The organism is Frankia sp. AiPs1 (genome assembly GCF_023716945.1).
In the GTDB taxonomy this organism is placed as follows: domain Bacteria; phylum Actinomycetota; class Actinomycetes; order Frankiales; family Frankiaceae; genus Frankia.
Genome location: NZ_JAMQQF010000017.1, coordinates 5,665 through 26,215 on the forward strand (window position 1 = coordinate 5,665; position 20,551 = coordinate 26,215).

A 20,551-nucleotide genomic window follows, 5' to 3' on the forward strand; every position below is an offset into this window, starting at 1 on the left:
AACAGCCGCAGCGAGAACCTGCTCCAGCACCACACGACGTTTCTCGCCCTCGAAATGGGCGACCAGCCCGACCAGCAGCCGCGCGTGGTCGACTGGGCGGTCAATCTGAATAGCGGCGGCGAGGGCCTGCTCCAGCACCACACCACGCTGATCGCCCTCAAAATGGGCTATCAGCCCGGCCAGCGCATGCGCACGAGCGTCCGGCCGGTCAATTCCAACAGCCGCAGCGAGAACCTGCTCCAGCACCACACGACGTTTCTCGCCCTCGAAATGGGCGACCAGCCCGACCAGCACTCGTGCCCGGTCGCCCGGCCAGTCGAAGCGGGTGACCGCCTCAAGGACTCGGGCCATCTGGTCGGCGTCGAGTTGGGCGACCAGCCCGGTCAACGCCCGTGCGCGGTCTTCCGACTTGCTGATCCGGGTGGCTGTATCAAGGGCTCGGGCCAGTGCCCATGCGCGGTCTTCCGACTTGCTGATCCGGGTGGCTGCATCAAGGGCTCGGGCCGGCTGGTCGGTGCCGAGGAGGGTTATCAGACCGGCAAGCGCCCGCGCCCGGGCGGCGGGGTGGTCGATGCGGGTGATGGCCTCGAGAGCCTGATCCAGCACCGCGCCACGCTGCTCAAGGTCGAGATGGGCTGCCAGGCCGCCCATCGCCTGGAGCCGAGAGTCGGGATGGTCGATGCGGACGGCGGTGTCGAGCGCCCGGGCAAGCTGGTCGGCGTCGAGATGCACGGCCAGCAGGGCCAATTCCTGAGCGCGGTCGACCGGGCGGCTGATGTGGTTGGCAGCCTCCAGAGCCCGATCCAGCACCGCGCGACGCCGCGCGGCGTCGAAGTGTACTGCTAGCCTGGCCATCGCCCGCGCACGGTCGCCTGGGCGATTGATGTGCATGGCGGCGTCGAGAGCCTGATCGAGCACCATGCCACGCTGCTCGACATCGAGGTGCGATGCCAGCCCGATGAGCGCACGACTACGAGCTTCCGGGCGGTCGATGGAGATGGCGGTGTCGAGCGCCCGGGCAACCTGGTCGCCGGCGAGATGCGCGGCCAGCCCGGCCAGCGCCCGCGCTCGGTCGTCCGGATGGTTGATGCGTGCTACGGCGTCGAGTGCCCGGTTCATCACGGTATGACGCTGCATGGCGTCGAGACGCGGTGCCAGCCCGATGAGCGCCCGCGCGCGGGCATCCGGCCCGTCAATGCGGATGGCGGCATCCAGCGCCCGGGCGAGCTGATCGGCATTGAGCTGCCCTGCCAGCCCGGCCAGTGCATGCGCGCGGGCGGTCGGCCAGACAACGCGCACTGCCGCATCAAGCGCCCGGCTGAGCTGGTCTTCGTCGAGGTGTGCGGCCAGCAGAGCCAGGGCGCGCGCCCGGGTGAGTGGTTGGACGACACGGATCGTGGAGTCGAGGGCCTGGTCCAGCACCGTGCGGCGTTGAGCCGCCTCCAGGTAAGCCGCCAGCCCGGCCAATGCCCGCACCCGGGCATCCAACGCGTCGATGCGCGCCGCAGCGTCGAGAGCCCGGACGACTTGATCGGCATCGAGGTCCGCGGCCAAGCCAGCCAGGACCCGCGCTCGGTCATCCGGATGGTCGATGTGGTCCGCGGCGTCGAGTGCCCGGTCCAGCACCGCCCGCCGCCGATCCACGTCGAGATGGGTGACCAGCCTGGCCAGTGCCCGCGCCCGGGACTGCGGCTCGCTGATGTGGATCGCGGCATCGAGGGCTTGGTCCAACACCGTGCGACGCTTCTCTGCGTCGAGGTGGATGATCAGTCCGGTCAGCGCCTGAGCGCGGCCTTCTGGCATCGGGATGGCCAACGCGTAGGCCAGCGCCCGCGGCAGCGGCCAGACGCGCAGAGCGACGGCGCGGACGAGCAGATCTGGGTGCATACGCGCGGCAATGCTGCTGATCGATCCGATGATGAGTGCGTAGAATGCCTGCCGATTCAGACCGTCGAGGCGGGAATGATCCGCGGCATGCCGCCACGCCGCGCGTACGTCCGAGAGATAGGTGTCTGTTTGGCCAAGGTTTTCGTGGACGGTATACCAGGCGTTGTGGGCCCGCCCGGGTTCGGCGTCCCATTCCACCGTCAGAAGTTCATCGACCAGATCGGCGCGATCGGCAGAGAGAAGGTGGTTCACGAGGGCATCGGTTCCGTACTGGTCGATGTCGTCGAGCCGTGCCTGGTCGCGTAGCCGTGGCAGTCCCTTGCCGAGCCCACCCCAACGGGTGAGGAGATCGGCGGCGAGGAGGAGGTGAATCCTGCCGAGGTTGCTGGTGGGCATGGCGGCGCGTGCGTAGTCGAGTAGAAGGTCATGCACGGTGACCTGGTCGGTGCGTGGGTCGATCTGGACGAGGGATCGGCGGCCGAGGAGCCGGAGAAGGTCATCGGCGTCGAGGTCATCCAAGCCGGCGGTGATCTGCCACAGCCGTATCACCACGGCAGCGGGAACGGGTCCGTGGAAGATCGCAAGCTCGGTGAACCGGTCCCGGCCGTTATCGTCGAGGGTGGACACGGAGATGTCCAGCGCGGCGAGGAGGTCGGTAGACGGGTAGTCCGGGAATCGGCCCGTCAGCCGGCTTAGATCCGCTCGACGTAGGCGTTCGAGAACGTTTACCCAGGGCCGACCCTCGCCGACCATGCCGCCAACCAGGGCCAATGCAAGAACCAGCCCGCCACAACGTGTCAAGATTTCCTCGGTGACGGCCGGAAGTTCGTCGAGTTGGCAGCCCGCGTAGCGGGCTAACAGCTGCCGGCCCGCGCCATTGTCCACGCCGCCCACCAGGTAGACCTCGCTGGAGGTGAACAGGCTGTCTCGGCTCCGGGTGGTCACGAGCAGTCGGGCAGGCGCGATCAGGGGGAGGGCGCGGAGCACCTCCACGGACCACACATTATCGACCACAATCAGGCACGCCGCCCCGGCCAGCAGCCGCCGAGCCCGTGCGACCCCGTCACTGAGGCCAACCAACGGCGCGGGATCTCCGAACGCGGAGACCACGGTAGCCACCAGTGTGGTCAGGTCGATGTCCGGGCTGGCATCCACCCACAGGATCCCGTCCGTGAAGGCAGCCTTCACCTGCTCCTGGTGGATCAGGGCGCGGGCGAGTGTCGACTTGCCCGCCCCTCCCATCCCGACAATCCCGACCGTGGTTTCCCCTGCAGGATCGGTCAGTAGCCGGCATACCGCGGCCACCTCGCCGTCCCGCGGCACGTAGCGAGCCGGGAGCCCCGGGAGCAGCTCGGCCGAGGGACGCCGCCGGGCCAGCGTTCTCCCAGCGGCCTGCGGCACCCCCGCGACGCCAGGCCTCGGAGACATTCCAGGAAACGGCGGCTCCTCCGACGGTTTCAACCTCAGGTTGTGCACGGCCGCGTCAATCGACCGCAGCAGCCGGTCGCGGGCCTCTTCGTGCCCGAGTCCCACCAGATCGATGTACACGACCTGCTCAAGGACGTCCGGTGGTCGGCAGTCCTCTACTCGTACAACCAGTACCTTCCGCCGATCGCCAGCCGGATCATGCAGCCATGCCTGCCGCCACTCCGCCGCCCCATACCGGGAACCCGGGTAGCGATTGGAGAGCACCACCACCGTCCGGTCCGCACGCACACCGCGGCGCATCTGCTCCACCCAGTTCGACCCTGGCGGGAAGTCCCATGCCTGCACCAGAACTCGGAATTGCACCTCCTCCAGCACCCAGGAAATCCACTCCGCCCACGGCTGGTCGGGCTGCGTGTAGGAAACGAAGAAATCCCAGCCGTCACCGCCGCGCGCGGCGCCCCCGACGCCCATCCCCCCAGTGTGACACCACGCATCCAGCCCAGAGTGGACGGAGCGGGGAGTGTCAGTTTGACGGCGCTCACCACCACGCCGACCTGGTGGGCAAGGCGGACTGTGCGGCGCGGATAGCGATCAAGGACCCCGAACAGTGCCTCGCGGAAGGTCTGCAGGCAGCCCCGGCCGCCGCCCACCGAACCCGCCATCATCCGCCTCTACCTCGCCGGCGCCCCCGAAGACAGCGCCGACGTGGTGGACCTGCACCATGATCCGCGGCCCGTCGTGCCCACGGAGAACGGTGCGAGTGGTCGCGCCATCGGTGTTCCACAAGCGGACCGTCGTGTCCTCGGATGCCGACGCCACCAGAGATCCGTCCGGCGAGAAGACACAGCCACGCGCCCAGGACGAATGGTCGCCGAGGACCGCGACTGTCGTTCCGGTGTCCAGGTCCCAGACGCGCACGGTCTGGTCGGTGGAGCAGGAGACCAGCAGCGAGCCGTCCGGTGAGAAGGCCAGTGGAAGACGATCTCAGTGTGGCCCGCCAGCACCGTGCGCCGCGCGCTCAGCACGGCCCACGAGAGACCGAGTTGAACGTTTTGATCCGAGAAAGGCATGCCGGCGTGGTTCGATGCGGAGGGCGATCGTTAGGTCACGCTGGCGATCGGGGGCGGTCGGCTGTCGGAGGCTGGGGTATGGCGATCAGGCCGCGGTTTCGTCGGGTTGCGGCGTTGCAGCGGGAGTTCGTGGATCGGGAACCGCTGCTGCGAGCGTTCGAAGAGGAGATCGGCCGGGTTCGGGACGCACTCGCCGGCAGAGCCTCGTCCCCGCGGGTGTTGAACGTGACGGGCGTCGGAGGGATCGGGAAGTCTCGGCTGCTACGGGAGTTGCGGGTTCGGGCACCGGAGGGTTGGCGGGCGGCATCGTTGGATCTTCAGGTGCCGGCGATGCGGCAGCAGGAGGACGCTCTCGCGGTGTTGCGCGCCGAGTTGGGCGGGCAGGGTGTGCGGTTCGATCGGTTCGACCTTGCCTACGCGGTGTTGTGGCAGCGAATTCACCCGCACCTGCGGATCAGTCGGGAGACGTTGCCGTTCGTCGAGGACAGCGGGATCCTCACGGAGATCGTCGACTCGGTGGCCGGGCTACCGGTGTTCGGCACGGCGCTCGGTCTTCTCAAGGCCGCCGAGAAGGTGGCGACCGATGCCCGCCGCCGGTCCCGCATCCGCCATGACGAAACGTTGTCATCGCTGGACGACCTTCCGAACGCCGAGGTCGTCGACGCCGTGACCTTCCTGTTCGCCGAGGATCTGCGGGCCGCCTCGCAGAGGCGTCCCTATGTGCTGACGATCGACACCTACGAGGCGTTGGTCCCGGAACCGACGCGCTCGGGGCGCACCCAGCTCGCGGACGTCTGGCTGCGGGACCTGATCGCTCAGCTCGACCGCGGGCTGGTGGTGATCGCGGGAAGGGAACCGCTGCGCTGGGACATCTACGACGCCGACTGGCGCGGACTCATCCGTACCTGCTCCATCGACGGGCTGCCGATGGAGGCGCGCCTGGCGCTCCTCGGCTCATCCGGGATCGCCGAGGAAGGCGAACGGCAGCGGCTGGCGGCGGCGAGCGCTGGGCTTCCGTTCTACCTGCACCTCGCGGTCGACACCGGCGGCTCTGGCGCTGAAGACGACTCTGGCTCTGACGGCGACGCCACCGGACCGCGCCTGGCACGAGTCGCGGCAACCCAGCGGGAAATCCTGCAACGCTTCCTCCAGCACGTCGGTCCCGACGAGGTCCGGACACTCGAGGTTCTCGGGGTGGCAAGGATCTTCGATCTGGAGATCTTCCGGGCGTTGACGGCCGCGCTGCAGTTGCCAGGTCATGTGACGGCCTGGGAGTCGATCTCGTCGTACTCGTTCGTCTACCCGGCGGGCGCGCAGTCGCGTTTCCATCAGCTCATGGCGCAGGCGCTACGCGACCGGCTGTCGGAACCGGCCCGGCTGGAGCTGCACCGGCACCTGCGCGACGCCTGGACACGGCGGGCCTTCGAGGATCCCGAGGACGGCGGCATCACCGGCCAGGAGGCTTCCCGGACGGTGGACGGGCGGATGTTGGCAGACCCGATCGCGTTCCGGGAGATGGTCTTCCACGCGCTTCCCATCGGAGAGGTGACCGGGACGGAACTGCTCGACCTGGCGGAAGTCGCGGTCCGCGGCGGTTCCGAGAGCGCAGCCGACGGGGTACTGGCCGACCTGCGCGAGTTCCTGCGCGACAACCCAGCCAAAGCCACCCCCGAGCTGACGCAGACCGCCCAGGTTCTCGGCGTCGAGGCGGTGCTGCGCAGCGGCGAGTCCACCAAGGCGCTGGAGCTGACGCCCGACCAGACATGGAACACCAGCACCCCAGTCGGCGCCCGGTTCGCCGTCGCGGCCGGCCAGGCACGCCGCATCGCCGGACGCACCTCCGAGGCACTGACGCTCTACCACCAGGTGTGGAGCGGCCACGACGACACCGCCCGGATGGGCGCGGGCCTATGGGCCGCCGACCTGCACATGTGCCAGGGCCGTTTCGTCGACGCCGAACGGTTCGCGACCGAACTGGACGCCATCGCCGCGCGGCGCCACCCCGAGGCTCGCGGGGACGTCGCCCGGCTACGCCACCTCGCCCACCGGTTCGCCTTCGACTTCGCCACCTCGCAGCGCCTCCTCGACGAGGCCGCGACCCATTATCAGACAGCCCGGTCCTACCTCGGTAACGCCAACATCAAAACCAACCGGGCCGAGTTACTCGCCTTCATCGACGCCGAGACGGCACTCACCGAGGCGAGGGCTGCCATCGAGGTCCAGACCGAGATCGGCGCCCAGCACGAACTCGGCAAGTGCCACACGGCCATCGCCGTCGCCTCACTGCGGCTCGGCCGCCTTGACCACGCGGAGGTCGCCTTCAGCGACGCGGTCGAAGCGTTGACCCGGGCCAGCTACCGTTCCGGACTTGCCCGCGCCAGACTGTACGGGGCGGCACTGGAAGTCCGACGCGGCCAGCTCGACGTCGCCCGGGCATCCATGACGTGGGCGGTGAGCGAGTTGGAGGCCGCCGAGGTGTACCCGACGCTGATAATGGCTGCCGGCATCGCGCTGCGGGAACTGGGAATCGAGGACGGAGACGTGACGCAGGCCTGCCAGCGCGCCGAACACGCCATCCAGCCACTCACGACACTGGACGACGTGAAGGGCCGAATCGACGTGTTCGTCCGCGACCTGCTCGGCCTCGACGAGGCAGCCCGATGACCGTCCCCGCGCCCGCGAACCCGCCAGCCGACGAGGCCTCCGCGGCCACGAGCAGCGATCCCGACGAGCTCTACCGCGTGGCGCTGGCCCGGACCGACCGAAGCGCCGGCTTCTACAACCACAACGTGCGGGTCGAGACCCCGGACGGACCGGTCGTCGTCCGGATCCCGATCCCCGGCGCGGACACCATGGATCTGACGATCTGGCCCGAGGCCGCCGTCGTCCAAGCGATCAACCCCGTGGTCGGCCGGGTCCCGCGGCTGCTCCGCGCCAACGCGGACCCCGCCTACCAGGTGGTCGAGTTCATCACCGGAGACGTACTCGACGCGGTAACGCCACGGGGGAAACGGGTGCCAGACCATGTGATCCGCGATGTCGGCGAACTGTTCCGCCAGCTCGGCCAGGTTCCCCTCGAGCAGCTACCAACCCTGCCAGCAGGCTGGCCCACCGACGGCGGCACGGCGACGTTCGCGCATCAGCTCTCCGCCATCACCATCGACGTGCATACCCGGTTCCGCGACGAGTTCGGCCACCTGTTCGACTCCCTCGGCTTCCCCGCGGACCCGTTCGAGATCATCCTCGAACGCTGGCAGACCCTCTCCCCCAGGCCGTTCCGGCTCCTCCACACCGACATCCACCGCAAAAATATGATCATCGATACGGAGGTGACCTACTTCCTCGACTGGGAACTCGCCCTCTGGGGCGACCCCGTCTACGACCTCGCCGTCCACCTCCACAAGATGGCCTACCAACCCGACGAAGAAGACGCCGCCCGCGCTGCCTGGCGCGCCGCCGTCCCCGCCGACGCCGCCCTCGCGTGGACCGCCGACCTCGCGACGTATCTGGCCCACGAGCGGGTCAAGTCAGCGATCGTCGACACCGTCCGCTACACCAAACTGATCACCGCCCACACCGAATCCCCCTCCGCCGAGGCCGCGCTCCTCGACAAGCTCACCACCAAACTGACCGCCGCCCACACCGTCTGGCAGACCGGCCACACCCCCGATCGGCCCGGGGTTGAACGGCGGGTACGCGCCACTCGGTGAACCGAACCACCAGCGAAGATCAGATGCCCCGGCGTGACCCGTGCAGGAGCGCACCCACTGCTGGATCGTTCGACGAAGCCGTGGGGCACGCATCCGAACAGAAAGCACTGGCTGGCGTCGCAGGAACCTGGCAAGTTCATCGCATGCCGGATTTCGATGTGTGGCCCCGGGCCGCGGAGTGGCCCCGGTCGGTGGACGACCTACGCAGGCTCCAGGAGACGGGTGATCTGCCGAACTTCCTGTTCTTCTGGGGTCACCGGCCGGCCGCTGACGGCGGCATAGGGAAGGGCTGCCTCAGCCAGTGGTGGCCGATTGAGTTCACCGTCGATGGCATCGTCTACCGCAGCGCGGAGCATTTCATGATGGAGCAGAAGGCACGATTGTTCGGCGATGAGACCGTCGCCGAGCGCGTGCTTGTCGCTGCGAGCCCGGGTGAGGCGAAGGCGCTGGGCCGCCACGTTCGCGACTTCGACGAGGAGACCTGGTCCGACGCCCGCTACAACATCGTCGTGCGCGGCAACACCGCTAAATTCGGTCAGCATCCCGCATTGCGGGACTTCCTTGTGCACACCGGTCAACGGACGCTGGTCGAGGCGAGTCCGGTGGACCGGATCTGGGGAATCGGTGTGGCGGCCGACGACGAACGATCAGGCCGACCGAACGCCTGGCCGGGCCTTAATCTTCTCGGTTTCGCGCTGATGGAGGTTCGGGCCCGCGTCGCGAAGCTATGACCTTGGGCTATGCCGGCGACCTCCGGCCACAGCGCAACCAGCGGGCACCTCATGAATCGGGCAGCTTTTGGTTCATGGCCCTTTCCGGCCGGAGGCTTTCATGGCCGGCGCGCGGGCAGCGGGGGCAGCGAGGGCCAGCGGGTGAGCATGCTGTCACGCATGGCCGCGGTGAGCTGCCCCAGCCCTTCCAGCTCACCACCGCCAGCGGTCATCTCGCCGACGATTCCAAGGCGATGGATGAGCCGCTGGCGCGCCGTCGCCGTGCCCCAACGCCAGTCCCGACGAGCAATCCTGGCCAGCTGGTCACGGGTTCCACGCCGGGCCCGCTCGACAAGCGCATCGCCTCTCAGCAGCCAACCGGCACACGCGTCGGCGAGATCGTCTGCGACATCGAGACCGGTCTGCTGGCGCCAGGCCGCACGGTAGGCAGCCTCCGCCGCGTCCAGCAACGGCCGCGGCGGGGCGGTAACGCACCAACAGGTCGGGAACCCGATACGCAGATAGGCGAGTTCGATGAGCCCGTCACCCAGCGCCGCCTGCTCGAAATCGACGAATCTGACACCGCTACTGGTGTGCAGATCGTTACCCGGGCAAGGATCGCCGTGCAGCAAGGCGCTCCCCGACGAGCGGCCCAGGCGCTCCACGAGGTCGTCCAGCTCGGCGCGTACCCCAAGCGGCGCGGCAACGCCGAGTGTCCGGGACAGCCGGAGGAAGAAGTCGACGTCGTCCTGGGTCGGACCGGACCAGCCCGCCAGGACGCCGCTGTCCTCGCGTCCTGCGGAAGCGTGGAGCCGAGCCAGCGCCTCGGCGTACGCGACCACCCAGTCCTCACGCGGCCGCTGATGCTCCAGATATTCCAGAACCAGGACCCGCTCGTCCGAATCGGTACCGAGAAGCCTCGGCGCCACGGGCGGGTCAACGCGGGACACCAGCGTCAACGCGGCCACCTCGTGGGTATACCTCTCGGTGGCCCCCGGTCCGCCGACAAGCTGCTTGACCACCGCGGGTGTGCCGGACAGTTCCACCCGCCACACCCGTGACCTTGGACTGCTACCCAGCCGGCGAGCCCGCCGAGGCGAACCCACCTCAGCCCACAGCCTCTCCCCCAGCGGCAACGGCACCCACATGGTCCCCATCCTGACAAGTCGGCGTAGCGCGCATCGCCAGGACGCTCGACGACCACGGCCATATCATCTGGCCACCGACCTGGGTCGACGTGGAAGGAGAGACATGCGGGAGGCGACGGCCGCCGACTACCACTGGTTGAAACAACACGACCTACGGGCGGGCTTCTGCCTTACATATGTACAGGGAGTCGACGAGCACGAAACGCTGCGCCACTTCGGAGCGAATCCGAAGACTCTTCGGCCAATGACGCTCAGCGAGGCCATCGAAATCGACTTCGAGCATGGAGGAGGCGAATGTGTGGTAGCCCTGACTCGTAGGTTCGATAATTGGACAGTCGCCGTCGAGCCGAACGGATGGGCAGGTACCACCCTCGGAGTCCTTCTCCCACTGTCGACCGGCACGACTGCCATCTCGGTTCAAGCAAACATCAACGGAGACAGATCTTTCAATCTCGCGGAAAACGGCGAACTTCTCACCAGTTTCGACCCCCTGTTTCCCGAGCGTCGCGGCGGCATTCAGCCGGGTACCCTGGTGCCCCTCATGAACGAAGTCGGAATCATTCGCAGCAGCGACGGGGAACACCGGTACATTCCTCTCGCCGAGGCTTCGCTGGCCCTGGCGGACCGCATCAGCAACACACAAGTAACGGCCGCTGCACTTGAGGGAACCCTACTCGGAGGAATTCTTGGTCCCCACTGATCTGCACAGTTCCATCCAGGAGTGAGCCGACCACTACGAATTCTACGGCAGTCGGCCATACGCAGATTCAGACCATCAACCTGTTCAGGTATCCGAGGTCACGTCCACGAGCTTTGCGTAGAGCGGCCAGCGCCAGCCCTGGATGGATTCGCTGAAGCTCGCTACCGGTGTCGATGCCGGTGACAGCGGCCGGCGCGACACTGAGCTCACGGCCACCCCGCCGGCGCTCCCGAGATGTCCGCGCCCCGGTGTCGGTGGCGGCGCCGGCGCCGGCGCTGACACCGGCCAGACCCCAGGCACCTGATATCCCCCGAAACCATCCGGCCGCTGCTCCGTCCTGATCCACCGAGGGTCCGCCTCAGCGGGGCGTCGGGAACGCCGAGCCGCGGACCAGTCCACGCAGGACGGTGAACTCCTCCTCGAGGAGGGTGCCGAGGTTCGCGCGGGTCGCGGTGTCGAGCCAGCGGGTCGTGGCGTGGTCGAGCACCACGAGGGTGATCGCCGCGAGCATCTGGCAGGAGGTGTCGGGGGTCGGCAGGCCGCGGCGGGTCGCGATCGCGTGGGCCACCGTGGCGGTGTTGTCCTCCTGGCCGGCCTTCTCCCGGCCCTGCAGGTAGGGCGACGAGGCCACGACCCGGTGATGGGTCCTGATCCGGTCCCTGATACGGGCGAGCCCGGGCGCGAGGGCCAACAGGGACGCCTCCACCGCGTCGAGTTCACCGAGCTCGTCGGCCTGTGCCAGGTAGAGGCCGACGAACGCCTGGATGAAGTCGTACCGGCCGAAGAGCAGCACCGACTCCTTCGTCGGGAAGTGGCGGAAGAACGTCCGCGGGGAGACCCCGGCCGCCGCCGAGATCTCCTCGGTGGTCGTGGCGTCGTAGCCGCGAACGGCGAACAGTTCCAGGGCCGCGTCGATGAGCGCCTGACGCGTGGCGGCGGCCTGGCTCGCCCGCTGGGAACGGTCACCTGGCGCCATCGCGGACCCTCCGATACCTGACGCGAATACCTGACGCGACTCTCCTGATCCTAGTGTGACGGTGGGTAGCCAGCCCACCCGAAACGGCCAGCTCGCGACAGTGAGATGTCATCAGTGGCCCGCTCCTTCCGACCACAATCTTGCTTGCCACCTGGATCCGGCTCTAACATCGGCGCAGTGACCTGACAGTCGACTGCCACTAATCGGAGTACGTCCAACGGGAGGGGATCTGATGGCGCTGGCCATCACCGAGGAGCACCGGAGCCTGGCGGACAGTGTCCGCGCCGTCCTGGGCGACACCGACGCGCTCGGCGACGCCCGCAGGGCGCTGGAAGGTCAGCTGACCGGGCCGCCCGGCTACTGGCGCAACGCAGGCGAGCTGGGCTGGTTCGGCCTGCACCTCGCCGAGCAGGACGGCGGCGCGGGGGCCGGGCTGCTCGAGGCGGTGGTCGTCATCGCCGAGCTCGGGGCGGCCGTGGCCCCGGGGACCGCGCTCGCCGACATGATCGTCTCTGCCACGATCCAGGCGACCGCCCCGGCCTCGGTACGGGCGGCGCTCCTGCCCGGGCTGGCCGCCGGCACGACCCGCACCGCCCTCGCCCTGGGCGCCGACATCGCCGCTGCCGACGGGCGGCTGACCGGTACCGGCACCGTGCTCGGCAGCGCCGACGCCACGCTCCTGCTGGTCGCCGTCGGCGACGACGTCGTCCTTGTCACCGGCAGCGACCAGTTCGTCCTCGCCCCGGTCAAGGACACCTTCGATCCGTCCTTTCCGCTGCTGCGGCTGCAGTGCGACAACAGCCGGGCCGCCACGGTGCTCACCGGTGGGCGCCGGCAGCTGCGCCGGCTGAGCTGGCTGTTCGCCGCCGCCGAGGCCGCCGGGGCAATGGCGGCCTGCTTACGCCGGACAGTGGAGTACGTCCAGGTCCGCGAGCAGTTCGGCCGGCCGGTCGGCAGCTTCATGGCGGTGAAGCACCACTGCGCCGACATGCTCATCGCCACGGAACTCGCCACCGCGGCGGTCTGGGACGCGGCCCGCGGGGCGAGCGATGACAGCACCACCGACGACAGCACCACCGACGACAGCGCCAGCGCCGCCGACGACAGCGCCGCCGACGAGTCGACGCTCACCGCCGCCGTCGCCGCCACCATGACGCTGGCTCCGTACGTCCGGATCGCCCAACAGGCGATCCAGCTGCACGGTGGCGTCGGCTACACCTGGGAGCACGACGCCCACCTCTACTACCGCCGGGCCACCGCGCTCGCCGCCTTCTTCGGTCCGGTCGAGCACAGCGCCCGCGAGGTGCTCGACCTGCGCGCCGCGGGCCACTCCCACGGCGCCGGCTTCGACCTGCCGGCCGAGGCGGACACCTACCGCCGCCAGGCGCGGGAGTTCTGGGCCGCCTACACGGCAGCCACGGCGCGGGATCGCCAGCGCGTCGCCGCCCGCGCCGGCTACGTCGTGCCGCACTGGCCGAAGCCCTACGGCCGCGGCGCCGACCCCGTCGAACAGCTCGTCATCGAGGACGAACTGCCGGACCTGCCCCGCCAGACCCTCGGGCTCGGCGAATGGGTCCTGCCGACCATCCTTCAGCACGGAACGGACGAGCAGCGCGAACGCCTGCTCTGGCCGAGCCTGGAGGGCACGCTGCGTTGGTGCCAGCTGTTCAGCGAACCCGGCGCCGGGTCGGACGCGGCGGCGGTCACGACCCGGGCCCGGCCCACCGCCGGGGGCTGGCTCGTCACCGGGCAGAAGGTCTGGACCAGCGACGCCCACAACTGCCAGCGGGGCCTGGCGACCGTCCGCACCGACCCCGCCGCCCCCAAGCACAAGGGCATCACCGCAATGATCATCGACATGGCGGCGCCGGGAGTGGAGATCCGGCCGCTGCGGGAGATCACCGGTGAGACGATGTTCAACGAGGTCTTCCTCGACGACGTCTTCGTCCCGGACTCCGACGTCGTCGGCATGGTCAACGGCGGCTGGCGCGTCGCCCGGGCGACGCTGGCCAACGAACGGCTGTCCATCGGCGGCAACCCCGTGACCCTGGAGGCCGCCGCCCTGCTCGACCTGCTGTCCCGGTACACCGCCGTCGACGACGGCGTGCTGCGCGAGGCCGGGCTGCTGCTGAGCGAGTCCCAGACGTTGCACGCACTGAACCTCCAGCAGATCGACCGGGCACTCGCCGGCGCCGAGCCCGGTCCCGAAGGCAACATCGCGAAGATCGTGGTCGGGGAGCACTCCCAGCGGATCGTCAACCTCGGCATGCGGGTCGCGGGCCTGGCCGGGGTGCTCGGCGAGGAACCCACCTGGGCCCACGACTACCTGTTCACCCGATGCCTGACGATCGCCGGCGGAACATCGGAGATCGTCCGTACCCAGATCGCCGAGAGCCTGCTCGGGCTGCCGCGAGAGCCGCAGGCCCCGGCCGGGTCGTCACGTGCCCGAGGAGGCACCTCATGACCGTTGCCATCGTCGGCATCGGCCGCACCGGCTATTCCCGTCGGTCCGGTCGTACCCCCAGAGCCATGGCGGTCGAAGCGGCCCGCGCCGCCATCGCCGACGCCGGTCTGGCAGCCCGGGACGTCGAGGGCATGTCCACCTACCAGTCCAACGACTCCTGCTTCCCGCAGGAGGTCGCCTGGGGTCTCGGCCTCGACGGGCTGACGTGGGGCTCGGCGGCGTTCGGCGGCGGCAACCTGGTCGCCGACCAGATCGCCACGGCGGCGGCCGTGATCGAGGCCGGGCTGGCGAAGTCCGTCCTCGTCTACCGCTCGCTCAACGGCCGTTCCGGCCACCGCCTGGGCACCGTGGACGGCCCGGTCGAGATCGCCGGCGAGTTCCAGTTCGACGCCCCCGCCGGCTTCATCGTCCCGCCGCAGTGGTTCGCCATGTGGGCCCGCCGTCACCAGCACCTGTACGGCTCCACCAGCGAGGACCTCGGCCACATCGCGATCCAGCAGCGGGCGCACGCGAGCGTGAACCCGCACGCCGTGATGCGCGAGCCGCTGACCATGGACAGCTACCTCGCCGGCCGGTGGATCAACGAACCGTTCCGGGTCTTCGACTGCACCGCCGAGGTCGACGGCGCCGTCGCGATCCTGCTCGCCGGGGCCGACGTCGCCGCCGACTGTGCCCAGCCGCCCGTGTGGCTGGTCGACTCCGTCAACCACCACGGCGCCTCCGGCTGGACCGCCTGGCCCGACATGAGCCAGATGTACTCGGCGAAGGCCGGCCCCGAACTGTGGGCAAAAACCGGCCTGAACCCGTCCGACATGGACGTCGCCTGCATGTACGACTGCTTCACCTACACGGTCATGGCCACCATGGAAGGCTTCGGTTTCTGCGAGCCCGGCACCGTCGGCGAGTTCTTCGCCAAGGGGCGCGCCACCTACGGCGGCGACGTCGTCGTCAACCCGCACGGCGGGCTGCTGTCCGAGGGCTACATCCACGGGCTCAACCACCACTACGAGGCCGCCCTTCAGCTACGCGGTCAGGCCGAGAACCGGCAGGTCCCCGACGCCCGCCTCGCGCTGGTCACCGCCGGGGGCGGCCCCGGCGGCGGCGCCAACATCTACGCGAAGGAACGCCCGTGAGCGCCCCCACCCCCACCGCCACCACCACCGCTGCCGCCGCCCCCACCACTGCCACCGCCACCACCGCGAACCCCCTGCCTGCCCCCGTCCCCCGACCCGACCCCGACAGCGCCGGGTTCTGGAGCGCCCTGAACGACGGCCGGCTCGCCGTCGCCCGCTGCACCCGCTGCCGGACCTGGCAGCAGCCGCCGACGGAAACCTGCCGGCACTGCGCCGGCCCCGTCGCCTTCGAACCGGTCAGCGGCCAGGGAACGATCTACAGCTTCATCGTCATACGTCAGGCCACCGTCCCCGGCCACCAGGTCCCCTACGCCGTCGCGCTCGTCGAACTCGCCGAACAGGCCGACATCCGCATCACCGGCGTCGTCCGAGTACCCCTGGACGAGATCAGGGTCGGCCTACCCGTCAAGGCCGACGTGGTAGCAGTCGGTGACGGCGGGCAGAGCGTGGTCGAGTTCATCACCGCATGACCGCCCGTGGGGCTCCTGCGGTGCGAGCCGGGCACGGCGACAACGGATCCGGTTCCCGGGAATGTGGCACTAGGCCTGCGCCACGGAGTCTCCGGCCGCAAACGCGTCGGGCCGCCGCAGGTCGCGGACCAGCTCGTCAATCAGGTCTCGGGTGACGTGGCGCATGGTGTAAAGATGCGCATAGGCGCGACGCCGGCCGTCGGCGTAGGTCGTCTCGTACGACAGCGAGTATTTCTGGACGAGCCAGCCGGCGGGCCGGCGGAAGCGGATCGTGAGCGAGAACGGACTGCGGGCCACCCACAGGTCGAGGTCCAGCTCCTTCTCCAGCGCGCGCAGGCTGCGGTGGGCGTACGCCGCCATCCGGTCGCATTCGGCCGCCCAGCGGATCTGCTCATCGTAGGAGTGGCGTGCCAGGTGGTCCCACATCAGCAGCGGCGAGAAGCCGTTGCGTGATCCCGCGAGGGTCGTGTCGGACGAGCCGATGTACTCCGATTCCCGTGGCGGGATCATCTGGAATCTGGTGCGGGTCATGAAGATGCCGCACGGCCAGGGCGCACCCAGCCACTTGTGGCCGCTCATCGTGATGGAATGCACGGTCGGCAGGCGGAAGTCGAAAACCGGTGGCGCCGCCTCGACCAGACCGGCCCGACGGGCCATCTCCAGGTAGGGGACATAGCCGGCGCCGAGCGCGCCGTCGACGTGTACCCAGTAGCCGGTGCGCAGGTCGAAGGTGCTGGAACGGCCGTGGCCGCGGTGGACGGGGCGTTCGTCCAGACCGTGTTTCGCGCAGATATCGTGCACCAGTCTCGACGCGGTAGCCACGTCGTCATAGGCGCCTTTGAAGCTCGAACCGTAGTTGAGGCTGACGACGATCGGGAAGCCGCGGGATGCGAAGAACTGCACGAGCACCGCGAGGCGATCTAAGTCGATCATGCCGTCACCGTCCGCGCCGCCGACCGACGGGACCTCCCCGGGCCAGGGAGTTCCCGGGGCCAGCGGGTTCTCGTCCGGAAACCAGCGGCGGCCGACGTCCTGGAACGTGTCGATGCCCAGTAGCCTGGTCGCCTTCGTCAGCGAGTAGTGCGTGTCCTGCGAGAAGAACAGGACCGGGTGGTAGCCGTTCGGACCCGACCTGCCTGCCCCGTCCGGCCCGGTGGCTGGTGCGGGTTCGGCGCTGCCCTGCGGCGAATGGAGCATGAGCCGCCCGGAGAGGTACTCGCGGGCGTTCCACAGGCCGTACAGGTTTCCTTCGCTGGCGCCCATGGTCAGCGAATAACCCCAGTAGGAGTCGGGATCGTCCCGGCGATGCGGCCACTTGGCGTTCCAGAGGGACGCGAAGTAGTCGAGCACCGCGCGTTCGAGGATCTTCGAGTTATGGGTGTAGGCGCCGGTCTGGTAGGGATCTCCCGCGTTGTTGAGGGTCAGGCCGAGGTAGCGACTCAGCCGCTGCTGGTAGTCCAGGTCGGCGTTGATCTGGAATCCGGCCGAGATCCTGCACCGCTCTTCCAGCCAGGAACGGAAGAGGTTCTCCGCCGCCGTGTACTGATCCGCGGTGAGCCCGCCGGCAGGAAGCTGGAAACGGCCGTAGGGGGTTTCCGTGACGGCGTCGTAGGTCTGCCGCGGGTCGCTGCTGGGCGCGGTCACGTCCGGTATTTCGGTGATCAGCGATAGATCGCTGAACGAGTTTCGCCAGGGCGCGTCCGCCGGCCCGAAGGGAATGTCGGCCGCGCCCGGGTCCACCTGGTTTTTCAAGGCTTTTCCTTCGTCCTCGCCCCGTGGTCGCCTGGCATGTGCGGCGCCGGGGATCACGCCGCCGACGGATCCGGTTCACGCCAGACGGGGTAGAGAGACGGGCCGCCGTCCGGCAGCACGATCTCGTCACCGACTCGGCGCATGCCCATCTCCAGCCACAGGTCGCGGTTCTGCGGGGTCGACGCCTCCGCGTACACGCCGTAGCCCCTGAGCGCCTCCATCCTCAGCAGGGCGCGGACGAGCAGGACGGCCCGGCCCACCGCCGCCGGCTCGGGACGGGTGGCGGTGAACATGACGTGGAAGTGCGGCGGCAGGTCCGGCGGGTGCTGCTCGTCGAGGGCGCGCATCAGGGCGACGGCTCGTTCGCCGCAGTCGCCGCAGGCCTCGGTGAGACGCTGGTGGTACCGGGCCTCCTGCTCGCCGGTCATCGCCGGTTCGCCGGGTGGCGACCAGACCGCGACCGCGGAGTACCCAGGCGCCACCCCGACCTGGCCGCCGTGTTCGAGCAGCATCTCGGTGGTGATGCGGAAGAACTCGGCCATCGTCTGGTCGCGGTGCGCGGTGGTGCGGGGGAAAGCCCAGTCCAGGATCGGGTCGGGGCCGAACGCCAGGGTGAGGGTCTCGACCACCGCCGCCAGGTCCGGCGTACTGGTGATCAGGATCGCGTTCTTCGCTGGTCTGCTCGTGGTGCCGGGTTCCGTCGTCGGTGTGGTCATCTCGGCTCCTTCTGCGCGGGGTGAGTCGACGGCCGGGCGTGGCCGCGGGAACGCGTCAGGTGTGTGCGGCGGGGTGGCTGGAGGCGGCCGGTCAGCACGTGCTGCCGGCCGGCAGCACGTGCTGGGTGAGGGCCGGCAGACCGTTGAACGCGGTGGCGGCCAGGGTGCTGTTGTAGGCGCCGGTCGACCAGATCGCGAGGCGGTCCCCGGCGGTGAGGCAGCGGGGCAGGCGGTAGGGCTCGCGGGCACTGAGCTGGTCGGCGCTGTCGCAGGTCGGGCCGCAGATCGTGACCGCCCGGGTCGGGGCGCCGGCGGGATGGTCGAGTGCGGTGATGCGGTATTCGATGCCGCCGAGGCTTTCGACGAGTCCGCCGTTCCAGAGCCCCGCGTCGGTGACGACGTAGGTGGTGCCGTCGGGCCGGGTGACCACGGCCTTCACCCGGGTGATCGTCACCCCGGCGTCCGCGACCAGGCCGCGCCCGGGCTCGACCGTCAGCGCGGGCAGCCCGGCGGGGCCGAAATGGCGGTGGACGGCGGTCACGATGGCCTCGGCGTAGGTCTCGACGTCCGGGGTGGGCCGGCGGTACGTGCCGGGCAGGCCGCCGCCGAGGTTCAGCAGCGTCAGGTTCAGGCCGCCCTCCTGCGCGCGCACCCACACCTTCGCCGCCGTCGCCAGGGCGGTGTCCCACTGGCCGGGGTCGCCCTGCTGGCTGCCGACATGCCAGGTCAGCCCGGTCGGGACGAGGCCACGGCCGGCGGCGTCGAGGGCGAGCACGGCGGCCTGCTCGGCGTCGCAGCCGAAACGCCCGCTCAGCGGCCATTCGCTGCCGCTGCCGTCGTGCGCGAGGCGGATGACGACGGTCGAACCGGGCGCGTGCTCGGCGAGGCGCCGGACCTCCTGTGGGCTGTCGGCGACGAAGGTCCGCACGCCGCGGTCGTGGGCGTAGCCGATCTCGGCCCGGGTGCGGATGGGGTTGCCCCAGGAGATCCGTTCGGGTGGGCAGCCGGCGGCCAGGGCGAGGTCCACCTCCCGGGGGGAGGCGACGTCCAGATCACTGCCCCGGCGCACGAGGGCCGCGAGCAGCGCCGGGTCGGGCTGGGCCTTGACCGGGAACTGGACTGTCGCGGGCAGGCAGGCCCGGAGGCGGTCGTGGGCGGTGAGGACCTGCCCGATGTCGAGAACGCTGTACGGCGTCTCGTGCGGCCCGGCGATGAAGCGCCGCAGGCGTTCCATGCTCACAGCGGAGCCTCCAGATGAGAGTGCGGCGAGGTGGTCGGGGGCGTCGCCCGCTCGGCGGGGAGCTGCTGGGTGATGGGGAGCTGCTGGGTGATGCAGTGGATCCCGCCGTCGGCCAGCGCGAGCGCCCGGGCGTCCACGCCGACGATCTGGCGGTCGGGGAAGGCCACGGTCGCGGCCGCGAGTGCCTTCTCGTCGGCCCTGGTGGCGGCCGTCGGCAGGATGACGCCGCCGCCCGCGCCGCCGCCCGCGAGGTAGAAGTTCACGTAGTTGACCGCGCCGTCCCGGCCGCAGTAGTTGATCAGTTGCTGGGGCGGGAGCTCGAAGATCTGCAGGCGTCGGCCGGCCGCGTCGGTGGCCGCCTCCAGCACCGTCCGGTTGGCCCGCAGCCTGAGGTGGTCCGGGCGGGTCGGGTCGGCGGCCTCGACGACGACCCGACCCGGTCCGGCGAACTGGCAGACGTGATCGACGTGCCCGTCCGTCTCGCCGGCGAGGTGCCCGTAGGGCAGCCAGATGACCTTGGTGATGCCCAGCAGCGCGCCGAGTTCGGTCTCGAGATCGCGTCGGTCGAGGCGGGCGTTGCGGTTCGGGTTCAGCACGCACTGCTCGGTGGCGATCAGGGTGCCCTCGCCGTCGACGCTGATCGCGCCGCCTTCGAGGACCGTCATGGTGGCTCGGCGGGGCACCCCCAGCGCGCGCAGGAGGCGCTCGGCGACCCTGTCGTCCTGGTCATGCGGGTGGAAGCGGTCGCCGAACCCGTTGAACCGGAAATCCACCCCGACCCGGCCGGCGGGGCCGTGCACGAAGATCGGGCCGCAGGCGCGCAGCCAGGAGTCGTCCATCGGGATCTCCACGGTGTCGACGAGCACCTCGCACAGGGCCCGCACCCGCTCGGCCCGCCCGGGTGAGACGACCAGCGTCACCGGCTCGAACCGGGCGATGGCGCGGACCACGGCGGCGTACTCCCGCTCGGCCGCCGCGAAGGTGCCGCCCCACAGCGACTCCCGGGTCGGCCAGGCGAGCAGGCAGGCCTCGTGCGGTTCCCATTCCGCGGGCAGCCGCGGCCCGGTCACCGCATCTCCCCGGTCACCGCAACTCACCGGTCACCGCGTCTCCCCCGCCGCCGCGTCTCCCCCGCCGCCGCGTCTCC

General features: G+C 69.8%; 15 protein-coding genes. 7 read left to right on the forward strand and 8 right to left on the reverse strand.

Going from position 1 to position 20,551, the window contains the following annotated elements; translation table 11 throughout:
* Nucleotides 1–3,786: TIR domain-containing protein (locus ND748_RS04015; protein ID WP_251744078.1), on the reverse strand; the 3,786-nt coding region annotated here is incomplete at its 3' end.
* Between the two features lie 120 nt (nt 3,787–3,906).
* The gene (locus tag ND748_RS34920; RefSeq protein WP_374215839.1) at nt 3,907–4,287 is read right to left on the reverse strand and encodes a hypothetical protein; all 381 of its coding nucleotides are present in this window, start codon (nt 4,285–4,287) and stop codon (nt 3,907–3,909) included.
* A 176-nt stretch (nt 4,288–4,463) separates the two neighbouring features.
* Here ND748_RS34920 and ND748_RS04020 point away from each other — a divergent pair, with 176 nt between their 5' ends.
* The 3 genes from ND748_RS04020 to ND748_RS04030 all read left to right on the forward strand — a co-directional run bounded on the left by ND748_RS04020 (nt 4,464) and on the right by ND748_RS04030 (nt 8,826).
* Complete coding sequence (locus tag ND748_RS04020) at nt 4,464–7,049, forward strand: aminoglycoside phosphotransferase family protein (RefSeq protein WP_251744079.1); 2,586 nt, start codon at nt 4,464–4,466, stop codon at nt 7,047–7,049.
* Nucleotides 7,046–8,095, forward strand: coding sequence for a phosphotransferase family protein (locus ND748_RS04025; RefSeq protein ID WP_251744081.1), 1,050 nt, complete (start codon nt 7,046–7,048; stop codon nt 8,093–8,095). Before ND748_RS04020 ends, ND748_RS04025 begins: the two co-directional genes overlap by 4 nt.
* Before the next feature lie 143 nt (nt 8,096–8,238).
* Nucleotides 8,239–8,826: an NADAR family protein gene (locus tag ND748_RS04030; protein ID WP_285901571.1), complete on the forward strand. Its 588-nt coding sequence runs from the start codon at nt 8,239–8,241 to the stop codon at nt 8,824–8,826.
* A gap of 98 nt (nt 8,827–8,924) precedes the next feature.
* Here the strand turns inward: ND748_RS04030 and ND748_RS04035 are convergent, their stop codons facing one another.
* On the reverse strand, nt 8,925–9,953 hold the full coding sequence (locus ND748_RS04035) for a fructosamine kinase family protein (RefSeq protein WP_251744084.1): 1,029 nt from the start codon (nt 9,951–9,953) through the stop codon (nt 8,925–8,927).
* Between the two features lie 103 nt (nt 9,954–10,056).
* On the opposite strand from ND748_RS04035, the gene ND748_RS04040 reads away from it, so the two are divergent.
* The gene (locus tag ND748_RS04040; protein WP_251744086.1) at nt 10,057–10,653 is read left to right on the forward strand and encodes a DUF6461 domain-containing protein; all 597 of its coding nucleotides are present in this window, start codon (nt 10,057–10,059) and stop codon (nt 10,651–10,653) included.
* Nucleotides 10,654–11,011: 358 nt separating this feature from the next.
* Here ND748_RS04040 and ND748_RS04045 read toward each other — a convergent pair whose 3' ends face one another.
* On the reverse strand, nt 11,012–11,629 hold the full coding sequence (locus ND748_RS04045) for a TetR/AcrR family transcriptional regulator (protein WP_251744087.1): 618 nt from the start codon (nt 11,627–11,629) through the stop codon (nt 11,012–11,014).
* A gap of 232 nt (nt 11,630–11,861) precedes the next feature.
* On the opposite strand from ND748_RS04045, the gene ND748_RS04050 reads away from it, so the two are divergent.
* The 3 genes from ND748_RS04050 to ND748_RS04060 are packed head-to-tail and all read left to right on the forward strand — an operon-like array spanning nt 11,862 to nt 15,696.
* Complete coding sequence (locus ND748_RS04050; RefSeq protein WP_251744089.1) at nt 11,862–14,093, forward strand: acyl-CoA dehydrogenase; 2,232 nt, start codon at nt 11,862–11,864, stop codon at nt 14,091–14,093.
* Complete coding sequence (locus ND748_RS04055) at nt 14,090–15,226, forward strand: nonspecific lipid-transfer protein (RefSeq protein WP_251744091.1); 1,137 nt, start codon at nt 14,090–14,092, stop codon at nt 15,224–15,226. The genes ND748_RS04050 and ND748_RS04055 overlap by 4 nt, the downstream gene beginning before the upstream one ends.
* Nucleotides 15,223–15,696, forward strand: coding sequence for an OB-fold domain-containing protein (locus ND748_RS04060; RefSeq protein WP_251744093.1), 474 nt, complete (start codon nt 15,223–15,225; stop codon nt 15,694–15,696). Before ND748_RS04055 ends, ND748_RS04060 begins: the two co-directional genes overlap by 4 nt.
* A gap of 69 nt (nt 15,697–15,765) precedes the next feature.
* Here ND748_RS04060 and ND748_RS04065 read toward each other — a convergent pair whose 3' ends face one another.
* The 4 genes from ND748_RS04065 to ND748_RS04080 form a co-directional block, all read right to left on the reverse strand.
* The gene (locus ND748_RS04065; RefSeq protein WP_251744095.1) at nt 15,766–17,448 is read right to left on the reverse strand and encodes a pyridoxal-dependent decarboxylase; all 1,683 of its coding nucleotides are present in this window, start codon (nt 17,446–17,448) and stop codon (nt 15,766–15,768) included.
* Between the two features lie 53 nt (nt 17,449–17,501).
* Nucleotides 17,502–18,164: a GNAT family N-acetyltransferase gene (locus ND748_RS04070; RefSeq protein WP_251744096.1), complete on the reverse strand. Its 663-nt coding sequence runs from the start codon at nt 18,162–18,164 to the stop codon at nt 17,502–17,504.
* Nucleotides 18,165–18,255: 91 nt separating this feature from the next.
* Entirely contained in the window at nt 18,256–19,398 is a 1,143-nt protein-coding gene (locus ND748_RS04075; protein WP_251744113.1) for an ornithine decarboxylase, read from the reverse strand.
* 2 nt (nt 19,399–19,400) lie between these two features.
* Nucleotides 19,401–20,474: an agmatine deiminase family protein gene (locus ND748_RS04080; RefSeq protein ID WP_251744098.1), complete on the reverse strand. Its 1,074-nt coding sequence runs from the start codon at nt 20,472–20,474 to the stop codon at nt 19,401–19,403.
* Nucleotides 20,475–20,551 lie beyond the last annotated feature (77 nt).